Consider the following 18,358-nt stretch of genomic DNA (forward strand, 5'->3'; position numbering starts at 1 on the left):
CCAGTACCTGCCGTACTACCCTCAAATACAAGTTATCGATTGGCTCTATATCGCGAATCGGAATTTACATCTCTCTTTGAGTTTCGATTTTTGTTATTAGGGGTAGTACAGCGGGTACTAGGTACTACATGGGTACTAACTCGGTAGATCTTGGGTTCTTACGGATCGGCCAGCTAAGAGCGGTTGAGGCCTAGAGCGTCATTCTCAGGGACCGAATTAGGATCATCGAGAAGGATTTGACTGAATGATCCATCCCTAGAGCAAAGGCGAAACCTCTACCTACGGCGACTCTAGAGCGCGTGTGGCTGCGGATCGACTGGCCAGGATCGCCAGTAACCTGCCGTCAGCGTTGCTGAGCGTCGATCTGAGACGAGAACTTCGAGGGTTGGTATCGATCGACCTTGGAGCGATTGTGGGCGACGCTGCCGATGCTCTAGGTCGATGCCATTAACGGCTATTGAGAACCCATTTATCGAGTTCGCTCGAACCTGACATGGGCAATGCTTCCTGGTTGAATTGTTGTAACAGGAATTGCATCTCGCAATTCCTGTACGACGTTAACGAAGGAACGAATTCATGGAATCTTTTGCGCCATTCAGTCGCACTAACCACCTGCCTCAGCGAGAGACCCGCGAGTCTGCTCGACAGCTCATCAAGTCGTTGAAGAAGTACCAGCTCAACGAGTTGGCGATGCTCCTTGCCGCGATCCACGAGGAGGACTCAGGGCAGGGAGCTGGTCAGATCGTCTACGAAGAGCTACGCGCTGCCGGTCGCGCTGCCGAGGCCGAGGGCTTCATGGTCGTCCACATGAACATGATCGAGGTCCACTGATGTCGCTCGATCTTTACTGGACGCGGTACGACCAGACCCTTGCCCGTATCCGCGCCGAGCGACCGACCACCTTTGCCGGGGTCAAGCTCGTACTCGATACCTTCGAGCAGAAGAGCAGCGGAGACGCCTTCTTTCCTGGCGGCGCTGACGACACCCTTGCCGACGCGATCATGGACGCGGGTTGGAGCGTTGACTTCGAGGAAGGGGACTACCTCTGGACGGGCGTACACCCGGCTAGCGGTGCGGTGATCCACTATGTCGAGGGTGACCTCTACTGCCTGATGGAAGGCAGGGTCGCACTGTGAGCCAGGCTTACCCGGCCACAGCCTGCAGGATCAGGGAAACGATAGTGGTCGTGACAACACCAGCGAGGAAGCTGATTACCGCCACGATGATCTGGAAGCGACGCTCGGCCTTCGTGTTCCTCGTGACCACCCCTTCGAGCTCCGTCGAAATCACGCCACGCGCGGCTTCGATCGCAGCATCGTATTGCTTTTTCACTGCCTCGGCGTCGTTCGCTTCTCGGCGTGCAGTCTCTGCGTCGGACTTGGCTTTCTTCGCGGCGGCAAACTGCAGGTCGAACTCCGATTTGACCTCGGCGTTCAACTTCGCCGCTTGTTCGCTCAGCTGGTGTGCCTTGGCGATCTTGGCGTCCAGCGATTCTTTCGCCTTGGAGGGGCGTCGGTTTAGGAACATCACCCTGAGCTGCTTCTCAAGGTCCTCCTGCTGGGCTCGAGCATTACGGCTGGACCAGATGACGAAAGCTGCACCGCCAGCAGCGAGCAGTGCAGTCAGCGCTGTGGCGACTGCCGCCCAGAGATCGATGTTCATGCTCATATCATGTCGGAAGTCTGTGAACCACCTCAGCACCTTGGCTGCGTCGTGAACGTAATCGGGTATCTCCGAGTCTCCACGGATCGGCAGGACTACGGCGTTGACGCTCAACGAGAAGTGATCGAGCGCGAAGCCGAGCGCCGCGGCTGGACGGTGCACTACATCGTTGACCACGGCAAGAGCGCTCGCTCCCTCCGACGCGACGGAGTACAGGAGGCTCTATCTCTCCTTGCATCGGGGGAGTACGACACCCTCGTGATCGCGAAGCTCGATCGGTTGTCTCGCTCCGTCGTGGACTTCGGCAACATTCTGCGAACTGCGACGAAGCAGGGTTGGAGTCTGATCGCCCTCGACCTTGGCATCGACATGACCACGGCGACCGGCCAACTCGTCGCCGGGATTCTCATGCAGGTCGCCGAGTGGGAGGCGAAGATCATTGGCGAACGCACCAAGGCCGCTCTAGCGGTCGCCAAAAAGGAGCGCGGTATCGTTCCCGGCCCGGTGTCCGCAGTCCCTGCCGAGGTTGCGGATCAGATAGCTGCCATGCGCGCCGAGGGCCTGACTCTTCAGGCGATCGCGGACGACCTCAATTCGGCCGGCATCGCGTCGCCCAGGGGAGGGCGGTGGTACCCGACGAGCGTTCGACGTGCCGCGTAGTTGGACGTGCTCGCTGGGCTATCGCGTCGGCGGCGAATCTCCGATGATGTCGGCCGTGCGCACGGTCTTCTCCGCTCGCTCGTGATCTTCGTCTTCGGAATCTACAATCCCTGCGAGCCCTGCCAGGAGACAGGTGAGTCGGATTGCGGCATGGGCAGTAGCTAGAAGGCAGACCTCAAGCACCCACATGCCCGGCTCCGCGCCGAAGCCGACCACGATCATCGCTGCGACCAGTGCCCCAAAAGCTCCAGTAAACGAGCTAAGCACGACCGAAATCCAGTTCGCGCGGAGGCGTCGTGAACCCTTGCGTCGAAGGAGGCGGAATCTGTCGTTCTCACTTCCCAAGCCGAAAACCACAACGACGCCTGCGAAGCCGCCAACCATGGCGCTGACGCCTGCGACGCCGAGCGCGAGAGCAGTCAGCGTGCCCTGAACGTCTCCAGCGGAGGTGTTGGCGAGGGCAGCCGCAACGTTCAGGACCGTCCACGACTGTGATGCGTAGAAGTGCGCCACAACCAGACCAACAATGAGGACGCTGACGAACAACGGGTAGTTGGCGAACCAGCCGCCAACCGTTCTAAGCAACTTCACGATCCTCTCCTTCCGAAGAGACCGAGGCTACGCCGGGGTTCCGACACTAGCTTCCGTCGCCGTCCTTTGCGTCGCCGATCGCGATCTTCGCGGTTCCGTTTGTGCCAGCGGCTTGGAAGCCAACGGTCGAGCCGCCCTTGGTGAACTCAGTGATCGCTTGGCCCACTGCGGTCAGGATCGCTTCGTCGGTCGCGCGCTGACCTGCGGCAGTGTGGAACGTCACATTCTTCGTGATCCGATCTTTGAAGATGCTTCGTTCTTCGTCGCGCACCAGGCGACCCTCATCGTCGATGTCTGCGAGCTTCACCTTGGCGTTCGAACTGAACGTGTTCCGCACAACCCAGAGGGCTCCCTTTCGGAGTGCATCTCTTACTGGTCGTGTGCCGCCGGCGCGATCGAGTGACCAGCGGAAAACCATGCGAGCTTCTTCGAGGGACTGATGTTGCGCGTTGCGGAACGCGTCTCCGACTGGTCCGCCTCCGGTAGCCGGAACACTGACCCCGGCGTCCACGTGAACCTCGAGCATGACCGCTCCGTCAGCGCTCATGATCTTCTTCAACACGTCTGGATCGATCACGGGCACAAGCTCCAGCGAGTAGCCCTTGCCGACGAGACCCAGCACAAGCGTGAGCCATCGGGAAATCGTCTCTGAACGAGTGCCCTGTACAGCTGGACTCATGACCGCGACTCGGCCGTGTGTGCCGAACGGAACGAGGAAGGTAGGTTCCGAGACTCGATCATCTGGGTCGTCGAAGTCCAAGGGCTCCACGTCACCATTGGAGAGATTGGAGCGATTGAGCTGTTCGGCTAGGTCACGGATGCGCTCGATCTGAAGGTGCGGGAGCGCTGGTCGCTTGGGAGAAACAGCGCGACCGAAGTAGTCGACTTCAAAGACCTTCCCGCTACGGGCGGTCAGATCCCATTTGGCGAAGGCGCCGATGACCGACGACCAGAAGTCCGGCTCTACGCTCTTGCGTACGTCCTTGTCATCGATCAGTACCGTGTCGTAGAAGCGCACAGTCTTCTTAATTGTCGCCATTGATGCTCCCCTCAGGCGAGACTCAGGATAGGGGGCGAACGTTAAATCCTGGGCGAAGGACATGCTCAACCGTGCGCGTGTCGCCTTTCGAAGCGCGAAGGGCGCATCACGGTCAGCGGACGAACAGATCGACTGGACTGCACTGAACCGCGTCCGCGAGCCGGTAGATATTGTCGAGGCTGATGTTCCGTTCGCCGCGCTCGACCTGACCTACATAGCTCCGGTCAAGTTCCGCGCGATGCGCCAGCTCCTCTTGGCTCAGCCCAGCGGCAAGACGCAACTGTCGGACGCGCGCACCGAACGCCTTGCGCTGGGCAAGCTGCTTCGGCGTGGCGGAGGGCACTCATCAACGCTCGATCCTTGGTGCCTATGAGTCCACGGACTATGAGTACCATGCTGACTATGAGCCAACTTCTCCTGCACACGAAGAGCCGCATCGGTGGCAAGAACGCTGACGTTCACATTTACGACAACCGCATCGAGTGGGCGCGCGAAGCACACGGGATCGGCTGGAACATCACCGCGATCACGCTGGCGGTCGTCACGGTTTGCATCAGCCTGATCTTCATGCGGCCGTCGTTCAAGACTCAGGCGACGGCGGTGATCCCCGCCGCCAAGATCTCATCCATTGAGACGAAGAAGGATGGACCCGTCAACACCAAGGTCACGGTGATCACGTCGGGCAACACAATCGAGTTCCGGACTTCTCACGACAAGGCGGCGGCGCTCAGGTCCACGCTCACTGGCCTGGCGATCTAGAGATTCCACAGTCCGCGCAGAACCAGTCTTCGTCTCGTGGTTCCATCGGCATCAGGCACTGAGGACAGTTCGGTGTCGTCGCGTCCTCGTATCCCGGACGCCAGTTCGGGTGCTCGACGATCATCCGGCAACTCTAGGTCGCTGAGCGTCAACGAGACAACGGCCTACGGCTGCCTCGACAATTGATCCGTCGAGAACCGTCGGCCGGAGTCAGGCAGAGCAGCCTGGACTACTCCGGCAGGAGTCCGGCCTTTCTGAGAGCCTTCTCGATTGCGACGATGCGCAGTTCCAGATCAAGAACGGACTTGAATGTCTGGAGGTCGACTTGGCCCTTTGGCGGATCCATGTTGCCGTGCTCATCGATGTGCACGGCGAAGAGAAACCCGAACTCACGAGAGGATGCGGCTTCAAGCGGGATCATGCTCAGCGTGTCGCTAACCTGGCCGAGTCGCTTAGCGATTATCTCGTGCTTCTCTTCCTCGGTCATCCCAGCAGGGACAAGTGGAGGAGCAGTGGGTTCGAGGTCTTCCGTCATAGCCGAACTCTATCCACAGCCGCGGACATCAGGCTGCCGTCTCCCACTTCCATCGGATCTTGATCCTCGATGCCGTTGCTTCTCTGACGATCTCGTGCTTGGCATCAAGGTACTGCTGTTCTGTCTCGTTCTTGAGGCGTCGGCGCGTTCGGCGCATGCCTTCCGGGTAGGGGCCAACTTCGATGCGCTTGATGAAGCCCTTGAGCGCGGCGCGACGGCGACCGGGGGTCCATGATCGCCAGTCGATGCCCTTCTCAGGGTCGAAGTCCGCGAGGGAGATAGGCAGTCGGAGCAGAGAGTCGTACTCCTTGCCGAGCGAATCGAGCAGACCGTCGATGCGTTGAACCTCGACAACGGAGTCGCGCTCATCCATGATCCCGAGCACGTATGCCTTCTGTGCGCGCTCCTTCTGTACCCGGAGGTCTCTGCGCTCGTGCTCAAGGGTGTCGAGTCGATCATCGGTCTCGGGGTCTTGCTCGGACATGCGCTGGATGAACCGCGGTGTTGCCTTCAGCTTCTCGGTCACCTTCTCCCAGACGACCTCTTCCAGAACGTCATGAACGACGGACACGCGCCCGGTGTCTTCCAGACGTTCGATGCCGCCGCGGGTTCGTAGGACACGAGGGTGCTTCTCTGATGGTCCGTGGACTCTCGCTAGGCACGCGATCGTGGGGGTCTTCGCGCCGTTCTCGATCCGGACGTGCGTGATGAGCGGCTTAAGGCACGCGCCGCAAACTGTCAGACCGCCACCCATGGCATACTTACCGCCCTTGACGCCGGGGGAGTGAACCACTTTGCGGGTGGGGTCTGCGAGAAGCGCATGCATCCGGTCGAAGGTGCGTTGATCGATGATCGGTTCCCACCCGACAACGCCCGGCATCGTTTCTCCGAGCATCGAGCGATTGAGCATGATCGATCTGAGGTTGCCCTGCCGCCAGTGGTTGCCCTTCCGGGTCTGGAAGCCCTGGTTGTTCCAGTCCGTCACGATGCTGTGCATAGACTCGCGGTCGTCCAGCGTGCGACGGGCTACCTCGTGGATGCGAGCGACTTCGGCAGGGTCGGGGATGAGTCTCCCTGCCTCGGCCTGATAGCCGTACGGCGGCGTACCGCCGTGCCACTGGCCGTTCTCGCGGCGGCTCTGCTTGTTGCGCTTCTGGCGGGCGCTCGCGCGCTCGGTCTCACCCTTCGCGACGGCGGCCTTGATGCGGGCGTACATGCGCCCTCCATCGGTGCCGAGGTCGGCTTCTCCGTTTGCCGTGACGATCCGTAATCCGCGGTCCTCGGCGGCGTCGATCCAGTCCTCGAGCTGGCGCGGCTGGCGAGTGAGACGGTCGAGGTCCCAGCACACGAGTGAGTCGAATCGACCCATCTGGAAGTCGGCAACGAGCCGGTCGTACTCCGGGCGCTTGACGAGCTTGTCAGCGGCGGTGAGGTTGCGATCCACATACTCGGCAACGATCGTCCAGCCGCGTTCGTGAGCGAGCTTCCGCGAATCCTCAAGCTGCGTATCGATACCGACCTTTGTGCCGTCGCGGTCAACGGACAAGCGCGCGTAGATTGCGACTGAGGTCCCCATGTTCGTTCCTTCGGTGTTGTCTCCTATTCAATTGTATTTCCGATTGGTCGACGAGGCCGCGGAGTTCTCGCGCGTCGCGTTGGATGCGCTCAGGCAGCCGCTGGAGTCGGGATCGATCGAAGTCAGCCGCACCGGCTTCACGGCGCGGTTCCCCGCCCGGTTCCAACTCGTGATGGCGATGAACCCGTGCCCGTGCGGCAACTACGGCGTGCGTGGAAGCGAATGCACGTGCCCGTCGATCGCCATCCGACGTTACGCTGCGCGACTCTCCGGGCCGCTGCGTGATCGCCTCGACATCGAACTGCACGTCTCGCGCATCGCGACGTCCGACGCCGTCTCGGATGCCGCGTCGCGGACCACGAGCGCGGAGGCCCGACAGCGTGTGGTGTCCGCGCGCGAGCGGGCAGCCGCACGGTGGCGCGGCACCCCGTGGAGCAGGAACGCCGACGTACCCGGCGCGCGACTTCGGCAGGCCGACGTACGAGTGGGCGCCGACGCCCGAGCGCCGCTCGATCGCGCACTCGAGAAAGGGCTGATCACCCTGCGCGGCTACGACCGGGTGCTCCGCGTCGCGTGGACGATGGCCGACCTCGACGACTGCGAGCGACCGGGGCGTGACCAGATCGGTCGCGCGCTCTTCATGAAGCGGGGGTATGCGGCGTGATCGACGCACTATGCGCGGACAGCGAGCTCAGGGCGGCAGTCGCCGGGCTACGGCGACGGTCGACCTCTGGCGAAGACGCCACCACAGCGGAGGTACTCGCCCGGGTGGCGTGGACCGTACTGGCCGAACCGGGCGACGGAGTCGCGGGCGCACTGATCGCCGAACTGGGCGCTGTCGCGGCGCTCAGGCTCGCCGTCGACGACGATCCCGCACGTGGACCCGCCCCGGCGGGCGGGGAGCGGCATCGCGGCGCGGTAGCCGAGGGACTCGCTCGCTGGAGGCTGCGAGCCGACGCGCGGAGCGTCCGGGATGCCGTGCGCGCGGCCACCCAGGTGCGCGCGCGACTGATCGTTCCCGGAGACCCGGAGTGGCCCGCGCAGGTCGACGACCTCGGAGCGCACGCCCAGCTGCTGCTCTGGGTCCGTGGCGACGTCACCGCGCTCTCCTCGTCACCGAAGGTCGCGATCGTCGGGGCCAGGGCCGCGAGCGCCTACGGTGAGCACGTCGCGGGCGAGTTCTCGGGGGAGCTGGCCGCGACCGGGGTCACGGTCGTCTCCGGGGGTGCGTACGGCATCGACGGCGCGGCGCACCGGGCGGCGCTCGCGGTCGAGGGACGAACGATCGCCTTCCTGGCAGGCGGCGTGGATCGCCCGTACCCGCAGGGGCATCGCGACCTCCTGCAACGCATCAGCGGAACGGGCGCCGTGGTCAGTGAGGTGCCGTGCGGCACGGCACCGACGAAGTGGAGGTTCCTCGCCCGAAACCGGCTCATCGCCGCGCTGAGCGACGCGACGGTGGTGATCGAGGCCGGTTGGCGCAGCGGATCCTTGAACACCGCCGGTCACGCCGCATCGCTGGGCCGACCGCTCGGGGCGGTGCCGGGACCTGTGACCTCCGCCGCATCGGCGGGGTGCCACCGGTTGCTGCGCGAGTACGACGCGAGATGCGTCACCACCTCGGGCGAAGTCCGGGAGCTCTGGGGTGCCGACCACGTCGACGAGACCGAGTCACGAGCTCATCCGGACGAGACGCGGGTCCTGGACGCGATGAGCCCTCGAGCGCCGCTCGCGCCCGAAGAGCTCGCACGTCGGAGCGGGCTCTCGCCCGCACGCACGAGCGCGGTTCTCGGGTATCTCGAACTCGGCGGGGCGGTGCGGCGATCGGATCGAGGGTGGTTGCGAGTGCCCGGCGGGACGCAGTGACGATGCGGGCGAGCGCGCGACACCGGGCACGGCCACGCCGATGGTCGGTCCGGCGAGGCTCCGAGGTGAACGCCGGCCGCGCGTGCATGCTGAGGGCATGGAGTTCTCGGAGGCCGCGGAGGCGTTCGTCGCGCACCTCGACCGGGTGCGACGACTGTCACCCGCCACTGTGCGCGCTTATCGCTCCGACCTGCGTGATCTGGCCGTCGACGTCGGCGACACCCCGCTCGAGGGCGTCGACCTCGACACGCTTCGCGACTGGCTGTGGCGCGCCACCCAGCGCGGCGACGCACGAGCGACGTTGGCGCGACGTGCCGCCGCCGCACGGTCCTTCTTCAGCTGGGCACAGGAACAGGAGATCATCCCGCACGATCCGAGCCTCCGACTGATCGCGCCCAAGCGCGGGCGCAGCCTGCCGACCGTCGCCTCACAGGATGCGATGCGCGACCTGCTCGACGCTCAGCGTGCCGCGGCGGCGGACGGTGACCCGATCGCGCTTCGGGATCACGCGATGCTCGAGATCCTCTACGGCGCCGGGATCCGCGTGTCAGAGCTGTGCGGCATCGATGTCGACGATGTCGACCTCGACCGCGCGACGGCTCGGGTGCTGGGCAAGGGCGCGAAGGAAAGGGTGGTTCCTTTCGGGGTACCCGCGCGCGATGCCGTCGGCGCCTACCTGACGCGTGCGCGCCCGGCCCTCGCGGCTCGCGCGTCCGCGGGCGGCGCCGCGCTCCTGCTGGGGAGCCGCGGTGCGCGGTTGGGGCCGCGCACCGTGTACGACGTGGTCGCCGAAGTGCTCTCGCCCCTCGTCGGCGCGGAGACCGTGGGACCGCACGCGCTGCGGCACACGGCCGCGACCCACCTGCTCGACGGTGGCGCCGACCTCCGTGCTGTGCAGGAGATCCTGGGTCACGCGAGTCTCGGAACCACGCAGATCTACACCCACGTCTCGTCCGAGCGTCTCGCGGCGACGTACCGGCTGGCGCATCCCCGCGCATGACCGCCCACGCGTGACGGCGATCACCCCGAGGCGCAGCAAGGGAGCAGGACGGCGCGGGGTACAGGCCCGAACAGCAGCAACGGGTCGATGTAGGCGTCGTCGAGGCGCACACCCAGATGCAGCGCACCCGGAGCCGTGTGTCCGCCGTGGGCGACGACGCCTATGCGATCGCCGGCGGCGACGACGGTGCCGACGGCGAGATCGGAGACGAGGGGCTCGTACGAGGAGACGAGCCCTCCGCTGTGCTGGATGCTGAGCACGTCGCGGTCCACCACCGTCCCACGGAACATCACCACACCGTCGGCCGGCGCGCGCACATCAGACCCGATGGGCGCCTCGATGTCGATGCCCCGATGACCTGCGCCGTACGCGTGAGCGGGAGCGCGGAAGCTCTCGGTCACGCGGTGGGGCCCGTCCACGGGCCAGGTCCAGCCGGCGTCCTCGGGCACGGGGGCGGGCGCGGGGTCGACTGGAGCCGCCGCCGTCGCCCGAGGCGCCGCGACGAGCAGGACGAACGCGAGCAGAAGCAGCGCGGCGAGGTACAGGCGGAGTCTCATTCCCGCATCCTCCCCGTCGCGTCGGTCGCTGCGGCGGGGGTGTCGCTGCGTCAGGCGGGCCGCGTGGAAGACCGGCCGTGAAGCGCATCGGTGGAGAGCGAGTGCGTGATCGCATCCTGTATGCTGGGGGAGCACCTCGATATCGGGGTGACTACGCGTGCCCAGAGCGACGCCGCCGAAAGGTGAACGTCGTGGCATCCACTCCCACAGGTCCCGTCTTCGGTCGGGCGGGTGTGCGCCGGGCACCAGGAAGTCCGATCATCCGATCGGCGACAACCTCAACGGCGCAGAACCGCGCCAGAACCAGGAGACGACCATGGCTGTGGTCACCATCCGCCAGCTGCTCGACAGCGGCGTGCACTTCGGACACCAGACCCGTCGGTGGAACCCGAAGGTCAAGCGCTTCATCCTCACGGAGCGCAGCGGCATCCACATCATCGACCTCCAGCAGTCGCTCGGCTACATCGACAAGGCCTACGACTTCGTCAAGGAGACCGTCGCGCACGGCGGCACGATCCTCTTCGTCGGCACCAAGAAGCAGGCGCAGGAGATCCTCGCCGAGCAGGCCACGCGCGTCGGCCAGCCCTTCGTCAACCAGCGCTGGCTCGGTGGACTCCTCACCAACTTCTCCACCATCGCGAAGCGTCTCGCCCGCATGAAGGAGCTCGAGGAGCTCGACTACGAGAACCCGGCGGCCTCGGGCTTCACGAAGAAGGAGCTGCTGCTCAAGAAGCGCGAGCTCGACAAGCTGCACAAGTCGCTCGGCGGCATCCGCAACCTCACCAAGACGCCGTCCGCCCTGTGGGTCGTCGACGCCAAGCGCGAGCACCTCGCGATCGACGAGGCCAAGAAGCTCGGCATCCCGGTGATCGGCATCCTCGACACGAACGCCGACCCGGACGACTTCCAGTACCCGATCCCCGGCAACGACGACGCGATCCGCTCCGTCTCGCTGCTGACGCGCATCATCGCCGACGCGGCGGCCGAGGGCCTGCAGCAGAAGCACAACCCCGAGTCCGGCGACGTCGAGCCGCTGGCCGAGTGGGAGAAGGAGCTCCTCGAGACTCCCGCCGAGCAGGTCACCGAGGCCGAGGTCGTCGAGACCCCCGCCGACGCGGCCGGCGCCGAGGCGCACGACGAGGCCGTCGCGGCCGCTTCCGGTGAGGAGACCGCAGAGGTCGCCGCCGCCGAGGCCGCAGACGCCAAGTAATTCCGCGACCACCACACACATCACGAAGCAAGGAGCCACCACACATGGCGAACTTCACCATCGCCGACCTCAAGGCGCTGCGTGAGCAGCTCGGCACGGGAATGGTCGACACCAAGAAGGCGCTCGAGGAGGCTGACGGCGACGTCGAGAAGGCCACCGAGATCCTGCGTCTGAAGGGTGCCAAGGGCAACGCGAAGCGCGCTGACCGTTCCACCAGCGAGGGTCTCATCGCCGCTCGTGAGAACGATGGCGCCGTGACGCTCATCGAGCTCGCCTGCGAGACCGACTTCGTCGCCAAGAACGAGCGTTTCATCGCTCTGGCCGACAAGGTCGTCGACGCGGTCGCCGCCGCCAAGGCCGACTCGGTCGAGGCAGCGCTGGCCGCCCCCGCCGGAGACAAGACCGTCGAGACGGTGATCTCCGAGGAGGCCGCCATCATCGGCGAGAAGGTCGAGCTGCGTCAGGTCCGCACCGTGACCGGCGACAAGGTCGAGGTGTACCTGCACCGCACGAGCAAGGATCTGCCCCCGCAGATCGGCGTCGTCGTCGCCTACTCGGGTGACGATGCGGACACCGCTCGCAGCATCGCGCAGCACATCTCGTTCGCGAACCCGTCGTTCCTGTCCCGCGAGGACGTCCCGGCCGAGGCCGTGGAGAAGGAGCGCGAGATCGTGACCGAGATCTCCCGCAACGAGGGCAAGCCGGAGGCGGCTCTGCCCAAGATCGTCGAGGGTCGCGTCTCCGCGTTCATCAAGCAGGTCGCACTGCTCGAGCAGGATTACGCGAAGGACAACAAGCTCTCCGTCGCCCAGGTGGCGAAGGATGCCGGCATCACCGTGACGGGCTTCGCCCGCTTCAAGGTCGGCGCGTAGCAGAGTCGAAGGGGTTCGGATCCAAGAGATCCGGACCCCTTCTTCATGCCCAGAAGGCACTATCTTGAATCGGGATGAGAGGACTACACCCATGACCGAACGCACCGGACGCCGCCGCGTCCTCCTGAAGCTCTCCGGTGAGGCGTTCGGCGCCGGCCAGCTCGGCGTCAACCCCGACGTGGTCAGCCAGATCGCCCGTGACATCGCTGCGGCCGTGGATCGCGTCGAGATCGCGATCGTCGTCGGCGGTGGCAACTTCTTCCGTGGAGCGGAGCTGAGCCAGCGCGGCATGGACCGCGGTCGGGCCGACTACATGGGCATGCTGGGCACCGTGATGAACGCGCTCGCGCTGCAGGACTTCCTCGAGCAGGCCGGCGCCCCCACGCGCGTGCAGTCGGCGATCTCGATGACCCAGGTCGCCGAGCCCTACATCCCGCGTCGCGCTGAGCGCCACATGGAGAAGGGTCGCGTCGTGATCTTCGGCGCGGGCGCCGGTCTCCCGTACTTCTCGACCGACACCGTCGCGGCGCAGCGCGCCCTCGAGATCGGGGCACAGGAGGTGCTCGTGGCCAAGAACGGCGTCGATGCGATCTACACGGCAGACCCGAACAAGCACGCGGACGCCGAGCGCATCGACCGGGTGACCTACCGTGACGCGCTGCAGCGCGGTCTGAAGGTCGTCGACTCGACCGCGTTCAGCCTGTGCATGGACAACAACATGGACATGCGTGTGTTCGGGATGGAGCCGGCCGGCAACGTGACCAAGGCGCTCCTCGGCGAGCCGATCGGCACGCTCGTCACGGCCTGAGCGCCTCACCGGACTCACGAGCCCAGCCCGATAGAATTCTCAGAACACCCCGACGATAGGAGTCACCGTGATCGCGGACGTCCTCGCTGAAACCACCACTCGCATGTCGCGGGCGGTCGACGCCGCCAAGGAGGACTTCTCCACGGTCCGCACGGGCCGGGCGAACCCGCAGCTCTTCCAGAAGCTGCTCGTCGACTACTACGGCACCCCGACCCCGCTAGCCCAGCTCGCGTCCCTGGCGAACCAGGAGGCGCGCACGCTCATCATCACGCCGTACGACAAGTCGGCGCTGAAGGCGATCGAGCAGGCCGTGCGCGAGATGCCGAATCTCGGCGCGAACCCCACGAACGACGGCAACCTCGTGCGCGTCACCATGCCGGAGCTCACGGCCGAGCGTCGCAAGGAGTACGTGAAGCTCGTGAAGTCCAAGGGCGAGGATGCGAAGGTGCACGTCCGCGGCATCCGCCGCAAGGCCAAGGATGAGCTCGATGCGCTGAAGAGCGAGCTCGGCGAGGACGAGATCGTCCGCGGCGAGAAGGAGCTCGACGTCCTCACGCGCCAGCACGTCGACCTGATCGACGACGCTCTCAAGCGCAAAGAGGCCGAACTCCTCGAGGTGTAGGCGGCATGACCGACGACCCCACCGGCGAAGGCACCGACCAGCCGCACACGCGCCGCGAAGCGCGCGACTCGTCGACCTCGACCGGCGGCGCGCCGTTGGCAGACGAGGCATTCCCGCGCTTCGACGCCGAATCCATCCCGCCGCGTCCGCCGCTGCCCGACGACCTTCCGGTCGTCCCGGTGGAGACCCTCGCGACGGGTGATCACAACGCCATCAGGGAGCAGTGGCGGGCGGCGCGCGACGAGTTCGGGACGCATGTCTCGCACGCCCGCGACCAGCTCGACCTCGCGAACGAGCGCATCAAGGAGCGCACCGGACGCGATCTGATCGTCGCGATCCTCATCGGCCTCGCTTTCGGTGGCGCCCTCCTCGCATCGCTGCTGTTCATCAAGGTGCTGTTCGTCCCGTTCGCCCTCGCCGCGGCGCTCATGGGCGTGTACGAGCTCTCGCTCGCACTGCGCACCTCCGGACGTCGCATCGACGTGGTGCCGCAGCTCATCGCGGGCGGCCTGCTGGTGCTGTCGGCGTTCTTCCTGGATCTCTGGCTGGTCTGGATCACTCTGTTCCTGGCGGTCGCGTTCGTGATCGTGTGGCGTCTCGTGGCGCAGATGATCGTGAAGGACGGCCGGACCTACGGTGACGTGCTCGCGGATGTCGTCATCGGCGGATTCGTTCAGATCTACGTGCCGTTCCTCGCCGCGGTGGCGCTGATCCTGCTCAAACAGGACGGCGGCGAATGGTGGGTGCTCAGCTTCATCGCGATCGCGGTCGCCGCGGACACCGGCGCGTACGCCGCCGGGCTCGCCTTCGGCCGGCATCCGATGGCGCCGCGCATCAGCCCGAAGAAGACCTGGGAGGGCTTCGGGGGAGCGGTCGTCGCCTCCATCGCCGCCGGAGTGCTGCTGGCTGTCTTCCTGCTGGGCGTGCCGTGGTGGATCGGTGCGATCTTCGGTGTCGCGATCCTGCTGTCGGCGACGCTCGGCGACCTCGGCGAGTCCATGCTCAAGCGCGACCTCGGCATCAAGGACATGAGTTCCTGGCTCCCCGGTCACGGGGGACTCCTCGATCGGCTCGACAGCATCCTGCCGTCGACGATCCCGGCTCTGTGCCTGTACTTCCTCTTCTCTTCCTGGACGGTGCTGTGATGGCTTCTGACGACTTGCTCGACACGACCGAGACCGCGCAGGAGCGCCCGGCGTTCTCGCTCACCAGCGGCCGTGTCCGCGGATATCACCGAGCTGCGGTCGACACGTTCCTCGCCGCCGCGCGCACGGCATTCGAAGGCGGTGGGGAGCTGACGGCCGCCGAAGTGCGCGTCGCATCGTTCCCGCTCGTCAAAAATGGTTACGTGGTCGCCGAGGTCGACGCGGCCCTCGGACGCGTGGAGGACGCCCTCGCTGCGCGGTCGCGCGACCAGGTGGTGCGCGCCCGCGGCGCCGGAGCCTGGGTCGAGCAGGCCCGTGATGAGGCGCAGGTCATCCTCGATCACCTCGCGAGGCCGCGTCGGCACCGTTTCGCCCGTACCGGCGTCCTGACCTTCGGCTATCGGGTGGATGAGGTCGATCACGTCTCCTCGCGCATCGTCCGCTACCTGCGTGACGGCGAGCCGCTCACCGCCGAACAGCTCCGTGGCGCTGCTTTCCGCATGCAGCGCGGTGGGTACCGGGAGGAGCAGGTCGATGCGCTCCTGGACGCCACGATCGATGTCATCCTGGCTGTTCGCTGAACGTTTCCGTGGCCTGCTCCGCGCTCAGCGGGTAGACTGCCCCCTATCGTGAACTCCCGAGACGACATGACCCCCCAGCGAAAAGACGTCACGCCGATGCCCTCATCGACGGCGTTGTCCGCGCGCGCGGGCACCCGGCGTCGTGGTCTCGTCGGGTTCTTCGCCGCTCTCGCCGTCGTCGGATTCGCAGCCGCGCTCGTCGCCCCGACCGGCGTCGCGCTGGCCGAGCAGCCGACCGAGGATGCGCCCGAGTCTGCGTACGCGGCCGCTCTCGCCGACACCCAGAACCTCACGGTCACGGTCGAAGGCGCAGAGATCGCCCCGGTGCAGCGCGGAACCTTCTCCGTGTACGTGACGCCGAAGCCCACGCCCACGCCGACGCCGACCGTGGCCTCGTCGTCCGATTCCGGATCGGGCGGGGGCCCGCTGTTCTACACCGGCGGAGGTGCTCCGGCGGAGTGGATGGCTGCGGCCGGCATCGCAGAGTCCGACTGGGGCTACGTCGACTACATCGTGTCGCGCGAGAGCGGATGGAACCCGAACGCGACTAACAAGTCGTCCCGTGCGTGCGGACTCGTTCAGGCTCTGCCGTGCAGCAAGGTCCCGGGCAACGGCTACGATCCCGTCGACAACCTGCGCTGGGCGACGGGGTACGCCACCGGTCGTTACGGCAGCTGGGCCGGCGCGCACGCGTTCTGGACCAAGAACCACTGGTGGTGAGCGGCGGCGATGCCCCGCTCGCACCGGAGACGTCCGTCGCGCCCTGACGGCGAGGACTCGCTCGACCGCCTGCTCGCCTCGTGGAAGCGCACCGAGGTGCGTCGCGGGATCGAGTGGACCGTGCAGCCGCTCTCGTCGGCGCAGGCTCAGAAGGATTACATGTGCCCGGGCTGCGGTCGCGTGATCGCCCAGGGGATAGCGCACGTGGTGGCATGGCGAGCCGATGGTGTGCTCGGCGATGCCGCCGATCTCGCCGCACGGCGGCATTGGCATACGCACTGTTGGAGGATGGCGTGAGCATCGAGATCCGTGGACCACTGGAGCTGCCGGCACGGCGCGAGGACATCGAGCTGCAGACGAGCGACGGGCTGACCCTCGTCGGCGAGCTCGCGCGTCCGGAGACGACGGAACCCGTCGCGACCCTCGTGACACTGCACCCCCTGCCGACGGCGGGCGGCTTCATGGACTCGCACATCATCCGCAAGGCGGCAGCGCGTCTACCGGCTCTCGCAGACCTCGCGGTGCTGCGATTCAACACACGGGGCACGACCTCGCCCCGCGGGACGAGCGACGGCGCGTTCGACGGGGGAGCGGCCGAACGGTTCGACGTCGCGGCGGCGATGGATCTCGTGCGTGAACGCGGACTTCCGCGGCCCTGGCTGCTCGGCTGGTCGTTCGGCACCGAGCTCGCACTGAAGTACGGGCGCGAGCACGACATCGAGGGCATCATCCTGCTGTCGCCTCCGCTGCATCGGGCGACCGAGGCCGAGGTCGCCGCATGGAGCGATGCGGACGCCGAGGTCGTGATCCTGGTGCCTGAACTCGACGACTACCTGCGACCGGCGGAGGCACGTGACCGGTTCGTCGCGATCCCGCATGCCAACCTCATCGCGGTCGAGGGCGGCAAGCATCTGTGGGTGGGGGAGAGCCAGACGCGCCGTGTGCTGACCGAGATCGTCGCGGCGGTGAACCCGTCGGCGCTCCCGCTGGCGACGCACTGGCCAGTGGTCTAGAGCCGCGCCTCAGAGTTCGTTCATCCGCGGCATCAGCACCTGCCGGTAGATGATCAGGATGCTGGCGGCGACCGGGATGGCGATGAGAGCGCCCAGCAGACCGAGCAGGCTGCCCCCGGCCAGAGCCGCGACCACGACGACGGCTCCGGGAACGGAGACCGCGCGGCTCATGATCCTCGGGGAGATCACGTAGGCCTCGATCTGCATGTAGATCAGGTAGTAGATCGCGGCGGCGATCGCGAGACCCGGCGATCCGAGCCCCGGGATCAGGCACACGAGCACGATGATCGTGGACCCGGTGAGGGTTCCGACCAGGGGGATCAGCGAGAAGAAGAACGCGACGACGGCGAGCACGGCCGGGAACGGAGCGCCGATGATCGACAGATAGATCATGCTCAGGATGCCGTTGATGACGCCCAGAGATACCTGCCCCATCACGTAATAGCCGACGGAGTCGGTGATCTGCTCGGCGAGGTCGACGAAGCGATCACGCTTGGAGGCGGGAGCGAGCTGGTAGACCGCGCGCTTTAGCGAAGGCGTGGATGCCGTGAGGTAGATCGTGAGGATCAGGACGATGAACGCGCCGAACAGCCCGGTCACGACCGAGAGGCTCGCGTTGATCACCCGATTGGTGATGTCGCCCAGGTTCGCGATGACCCAGGCCTGCGACTCCTCGAGCACACGCTGCACGTCGAGGTTGGGGAACGCGCCGGTGATCCACTGTTCGATGTCGCCGAGCAGGCTGGGGCGGCTCACGATCACCGTCACCTGCGTGACCAACTGCGAGATCTGATCGACGAGCACCGGGATCACGATGAGGATGATGCCCGCGAAGACTCCGAGGACGGCCACGATCGTGATGAGCACCGCGAGCCACCGCGGAAGCCGGCGCCGCTCGAGGAACGACACGAGCGGGTCGAGGCCGAGGCTGAGGAACAGTGCCGTGCCGACGTAGAGCAGGACCGTCGACAGGCTCTGCACACTTCCGATCAGGAGGATCCCGAGACCCACGCCGAGCGTCGCCACGAGGGCGGTGCGGAACGGACTGTGGATCTTCATGGGACTCCTCGGATCGGCTACCTAAGGGTATCCACCGGAGGACGGGCGCCGATCGCGACGTGCCGCCCGACGCACTCGGCGAA

At 65.9% G+C, this 18,358-nt stretch carries 24 protein-coding genes; 16 read left to right on the forward strand and 8 right to left on the reverse strand.

What is annotated here, in order from left to right:
• Positions 1-576 precede the first annotated feature (576 nt).
• Positions 577-831, forward strand: a complete 255-nt coding sequence (locus tag ACIPYT_RS12115) for a hypothetical protein (protein ID WP_401074219.1) — start codon at positions 577-579, stop codon at positions 829-831.
• Entirely contained in the window at positions 831-1,136 is a 306-nt protein-coding gene (locus ACIPYT_RS12120; RefSeq protein WP_401074221.1) for a hypothetical protein, read from the forward strand. The genes ACIPYT_RS12115 and ACIPYT_RS12120 overlap by 1 nt, the downstream gene beginning before the upstream one ends.
• A 7-nt stretch (positions 1,137-1,143) precedes the next feature.
• Here the strand turns inward: ACIPYT_RS12120 and ACIPYT_RS12125 are convergent, their stop codons facing one another.
• The gene (locus tag ACIPYT_RS12125; RefSeq protein WP_401074224.1) at positions 1,144-1,662 is read right to left on the reverse strand and encodes a hypothetical protein; all 519 of its coding nucleotides are present in this window, start codon (positions 1,660-1,662) and stop codon (positions 1,144-1,146) included.
• A 51-nt stretch (positions 1,663-1,713) separates the two neighbouring features.
• On the opposite strand from ACIPYT_RS12125, the gene ACIPYT_RS12130 reads away from it, so the two are divergent.
• Positions 1,714-2,322 (forward strand): recombinase family protein, encoded by a 609-nt coding sequence (locus tag ACIPYT_RS12130; protein WP_401074226.1) that lies wholly within the window; start codon positions 1,714-1,716, stop codon positions 2,320-2,322.
• 18 nt (positions 2,323-2,340) lie between these two features.
• Here the strand turns inward: ACIPYT_RS12130 and ACIPYT_RS12135 are convergent, their stop codons facing one another.
• From ACIPYT_RS12135 to ACIPYT_RS12145, 3 genes are all read right to left on the reverse strand, one after another.
• Positions 2,341-2,913 (reverse strand): hypothetical protein, encoded by a 573-nt coding sequence (locus ACIPYT_RS12135; protein ID WP_401074228.1) that lies wholly within the window; start codon positions 2,911-2,913, stop codon positions 2,341-2,343.
• 46 nt (positions 2,914-2,959) lie between these two features.
• Complete coding sequence (locus ACIPYT_RS12140; protein WP_401074230.1) at positions 2,960-3,952, reverse strand: hypothetical protein; 993 nt, start codon at positions 3,950-3,952, stop codon at positions 2,960-2,962.
• Positions 3,953-4,064: 112 nt separating this feature from the next.
• Entirely contained in the window at positions 4,065-4,295 is a 231-nt protein-coding gene (locus ACIPYT_RS12145) for a helix-turn-helix domain-containing protein (RefSeq protein WP_401074233.1), read from the reverse strand.
• 59 nt (positions 4,296-4,354) lie between these two features.
• Between ACIPYT_RS12145 and ACIPYT_RS12150 the strand changes: the two genes are divergently transcribed.
• Positions 4,355-4,711, forward strand: coding sequence for a hypothetical protein (locus ACIPYT_RS12150; protein ID WP_401074235.1), 357 nt, complete (start codon positions 4,355-4,357; stop codon positions 4,709-4,711).
• A gap of 229 nt (positions 4,712-4,940) precedes the next feature.
• Here ACIPYT_RS12150 and ACIPYT_RS12155 read toward each other — a convergent pair whose 3' ends face one another.
• Positions 4,941-5,246: a hypothetical protein gene (locus ACIPYT_RS12155; RefSeq protein ID WP_401074237.1), complete on the reverse strand. Its 306-nt coding sequence runs from the start codon at positions 5,244-5,246 to the stop codon at positions 4,941-4,943.
• Between the two features lie 28 nt (positions 5,247-5,274).
• Positions 5,275-6,822 (reverse strand): recombinase family protein, encoded by a 1,548-nt coding sequence (locus ACIPYT_RS12160; RefSeq protein WP_401074239.1) that lies wholly within the window; start codon positions 6,820-6,822, stop codon positions 5,275-5,277.
• Here ACIPYT_RS12160 and ACIPYT_RS12165 point away from each other — a divergent pair.
• The 3 genes from ACIPYT_RS12165 to ACIPYT_RS12175 all read left to right on the forward strand — a co-directional run bounded on the left by ACIPYT_RS12165 (position 6,821) and on the right by ACIPYT_RS12175 (position 9,688).
• Positions 6,821-7,486 (forward strand): ATP-binding protein, encoded by a 666-nt coding sequence (locus tag ACIPYT_RS12165; protein ID WP_401074242.1) that lies wholly within the window; start codon positions 6,821-6,823, stop codon positions 7,484-7,486. The two genes, ACIPYT_RS12160 and ACIPYT_RS12165, sit on opposite strands and share 2 nt — an antisense overlap.
• A gap of 104 nt (positions 7,487-7,590) precedes the next feature.
• Positions 7,591-8,688 (forward strand): DNA-processing protein DprA, encoded by a 1,098-nt coding sequence (gene dprA / locus ACIPYT_RS12170; protein WP_401074244.1) that lies wholly within the window; start codon positions 7,591-7,593, stop codon positions 8,686-8,688.
• Between the two features lie 97 nt (positions 8,689-8,785).
• The gene (locus ACIPYT_RS12175; protein WP_401074247.1) at positions 8,786-9,688 is read left to right on the forward strand and encodes a tyrosine recombinase XerC; all 903 of its coding nucleotides are present in this window, start codon (positions 8,786-8,788) and stop codon (positions 9,686-9,688) included.
• A 20-nt stretch (positions 9,689-9,708) separates the two neighbouring features.
• Here ACIPYT_RS12175 and ACIPYT_RS12180 read toward each other — a convergent pair whose 3' ends face one another.
• Entirely contained in the window at positions 9,709-10,245 is a 537-nt protein-coding gene (locus ACIPYT_RS12180; RefSeq protein ID WP_401074249.1) for a M23 family metallopeptidase, read from the reverse strand.
• 316 nt (positions 10,246-10,561) lie between these two features.
• Between ACIPYT_RS12180 and rpsB the strand changes: the two genes are divergently transcribed.
• From rpsB to ACIPYT_RS12225, 9 genes are all read left to right on the forward strand, one after another.
• Positions 10,562-11,455, forward strand: coding sequence for a 30S ribosomal protein S2 (gene rpsB, locus ACIPYT_RS12185; protein WP_401074252.1), 894 nt, complete (start codon positions 10,562-10,564; stop codon positions 11,453-11,455).
• Positions 11,456-11,499: 44 nt separating this feature from the next.
• The gene (gene tsf, locus ACIPYT_RS12190; protein ID WP_401074255.1) at positions 11,500-12,327 is read left to right on the forward strand and encodes a translation elongation factor Ts; all 828 of its coding nucleotides are present in this window, start codon (positions 11,500-11,502) and stop codon (positions 12,325-12,327) included.
• Between the two features lie 91 nt (positions 12,328-12,418).
• Complete coding sequence (pyrH, locus tag ACIPYT_RS12195) at positions 12,419-13,135, forward strand: UMP kinase (protein WP_401074257.1); 717 nt, start codon at positions 12,419-12,421, stop codon at positions 13,133-13,135.
• A gap of 67 nt (positions 13,136-13,202) precedes the next feature.
• Positions 13,203-13,757, forward strand: coding sequence for a ribosome recycling factor (gene frr / locus ACIPYT_RS12200; RefSeq protein WP_401074259.1), 555 nt, complete (start codon positions 13,203-13,205; stop codon positions 13,755-13,757).
• A 5-nt stretch (positions 13,758-13,762) separates the two neighbouring features.
• On the forward strand, positions 13,763-14,902 hold the full coding sequence (locus tag ACIPYT_RS12205) for a phosphatidate cytidylyltransferase (RefSeq protein WP_401074261.1): 1,140 nt from the start codon (positions 13,763-13,765) through the stop codon (positions 14,900-14,902).
• The gene (locus ACIPYT_RS12210) at positions 14,902-15,483 is read left to right on the forward strand and encodes a DivIVA domain-containing protein (protein WP_401074263.1); all 582 of its coding nucleotides are present in this window, start codon (positions 14,902-14,904) and stop codon (positions 15,481-15,483) included. The genes ACIPYT_RS12205 and ACIPYT_RS12210 overlap by 1 nt, the downstream gene beginning before the upstream one ends.
• A 66-nt stretch (positions 15,484-15,549) precedes the next feature.
• A complete protein-coding gene (locus tag ACIPYT_RS12215) occupies positions 15,550-16,203 on the forward strand; it encodes a transglycosylase SLT domain-containing protein (RefSeq protein ID WP_401074266.1) in 654 nt (217 codons plus the stop codon).
• Between the two features lie 9 nt (positions 16,204-16,212).
• Positions 16,213-16,500 (forward strand): hypothetical protein, encoded by a 288-nt coding sequence (locus ACIPYT_RS12220; protein ID WP_401074269.1) that lies wholly within the window; start codon positions 16,213-16,215, stop codon positions 16,498-16,500.
• Positions 16,501-16,502: 2 nt separating this feature from the next.
• Positions 16,503-17,216 (forward strand): alpha/beta hydrolase, encoded by a 714-nt coding sequence (locus ACIPYT_RS12225; protein ID WP_401074836.1) that lies wholly within the window; start codon positions 16,503-16,505, stop codon positions 17,214-17,216.
• Between the two features lie 9 nt (positions 17,217-17,225).
• Here ACIPYT_RS12225 and ACIPYT_RS12230 read toward each other — a convergent pair whose 3' ends face one another.
• Positions 17,226-18,275: an AI-2E family transporter gene (locus ACIPYT_RS12230; protein WP_401074271.1), complete on the reverse strand. Its 1,050-nt coding sequence runs from the start codon at positions 18,273-18,275 to the stop codon at positions 17,226-17,228.
• Positions 18,276-18,358 lie beyond the last annotated feature (83 nt).

Source organism: Microbacterium sp. NPDC089695 (assembly GCF_044749085.1).
In the GTDB taxonomy this organism is placed as follows: Bacteria; Actinomycetota; Actinomycetes; order Actinomycetales; family Microbacteriaceae; genus Microbacterium.

What these genes read in the sequence shown, in the direction of transcription:
- ACIPYT_RS12165 (WP_401074242.1), top strand. Translation starts at nt 6,821, where the DNA reads ATGTTCGTTCCTTCGGTGTTGTCTCCTATTCAATTGTATTTCCGATTG.
- ACIPYT_RS12210 (WP_401074263.1), top strand. Translation starts at nt 14,902, where the DNA reads ATGGCTTCTGACGACTTGCTCGACACGACCGAGACCGCGCAGGAGCGC.
- ACIPYT_RS12160 (WP_401074239.1), bottom strand. Translation starts at nt 6,822, where the DNA reads ATGGGGACCTCAGTCGCAATCTACGCGCGCTTGTCCGTTGACCGCGAC.
- ACIPYT_RS12220 (WP_401074269.1), top strand. Translation starts at nt 16,213, where the DNA reads ATGCCCCGCTCGCACCGGAGACGTCCGTCGCGCCCTGACGGCGAGGAC.
- ACIPYT_RS12120 (WP_401074221.1), top strand. Translation starts at nt 831, where the DNA reads ATGTCGCTCGATCTTTACTGGACGCGGTACGACCAGACCCTTGCCCGT.
- ACIPYT_RS12175 (WP_401074247.1), top strand. Translation starts at nt 8,786, where the DNA reads ATGGAGTTCTCGGAGGCCGCGGAGGCGTTCGTCGCGCACCTCGACCGG.
- ACIPYT_RS12125 (WP_401074224.1), bottom strand. Translation starts at nt 1,662, where the DNA reads ATGAACATCGATCTCTGGGCGGCAGTCGCCACAGCGCTGACTGCACTG.
- ACIPYT_RS12230 (WP_401074271.1), bottom strand. Translation starts at nt 18,275, where the DNA reads ATGAAGATCCACAGTCCGTTCCGCACCGCCCTCGTGGCGACGCTCGGC.
- tsf (WP_401074255.1), top strand. Translation starts at nt 11,500, where the DNA reads ATGGCGAACTTCACCATCGCCGACCTCAAGGCGCTGCGTGAGCAGCTC.
- pyrH (WP_401074257.1), top strand. Translation starts at nt 12,419, where the DNA reads ATGACCGAACGCACCGGACGCCGCCGCGTCCTCCTGAAGCTCTCCGGT.
- ACIPYT_RS12150 (WP_401074235.1), top strand. Translation starts at nt 4,355, where the DNA reads ATGAGCCAACTTCTCCTGCACACGAAGAGCCGCATCGGTGGCAAGAAC.
- rpsB (WP_401074252.1), top strand. Translation starts at nt 10,562, where the DNA reads ATGGCTGTGGTCACCATCCGCCAGCTGCTCGACAGCGGCGTGCACTTC.
- ACIPYT_RS12155 (WP_401074237.1), bottom strand. Translation starts at nt 5,246, where the DNA reads ATGACGGAAGACCTCGAACCCACTGCTCCTCCACTTGTCCCTGCTGGG.
- ACIPYT_RS12140 (WP_401074230.1), bottom strand. Translation starts at nt 3,952, where the DNA reads ATGGCGACAATTAAGAAGACTGTGCGCTTCTACGACACGGTACTGATC.
- ACIPYT_RS12205 (WP_401074261.1), top strand. Translation starts at nt 13,763, where the DNA reads ATGACCGACGACCCCACCGGCGAAGGCACCGACCAGCCGCACACGCGC.
- ACIPYT_RS12180 (WP_401074249.1), bottom strand. Translation starts at nt 10,245, where the DNA reads ATGAGACTCCGCCTGTACCTCGCCGCGCTGCTTCTGCTCGCGTTCGTC.
- ACIPYT_RS12215 (WP_401074266.1), top strand. Translation starts at nt 15,550, where the DNA reads ATGACCCCCCAGCGAAAAGACGTCACGCCGATGCCCTCATCGACGGCG.
- ACIPYT_RS12115 (WP_401074219.1), top strand. Translation starts at nt 577, where the DNA reads ATGGAATCTTTTGCGCCATTCAGTCGCACTAACCACCTGCCTCAGCGA.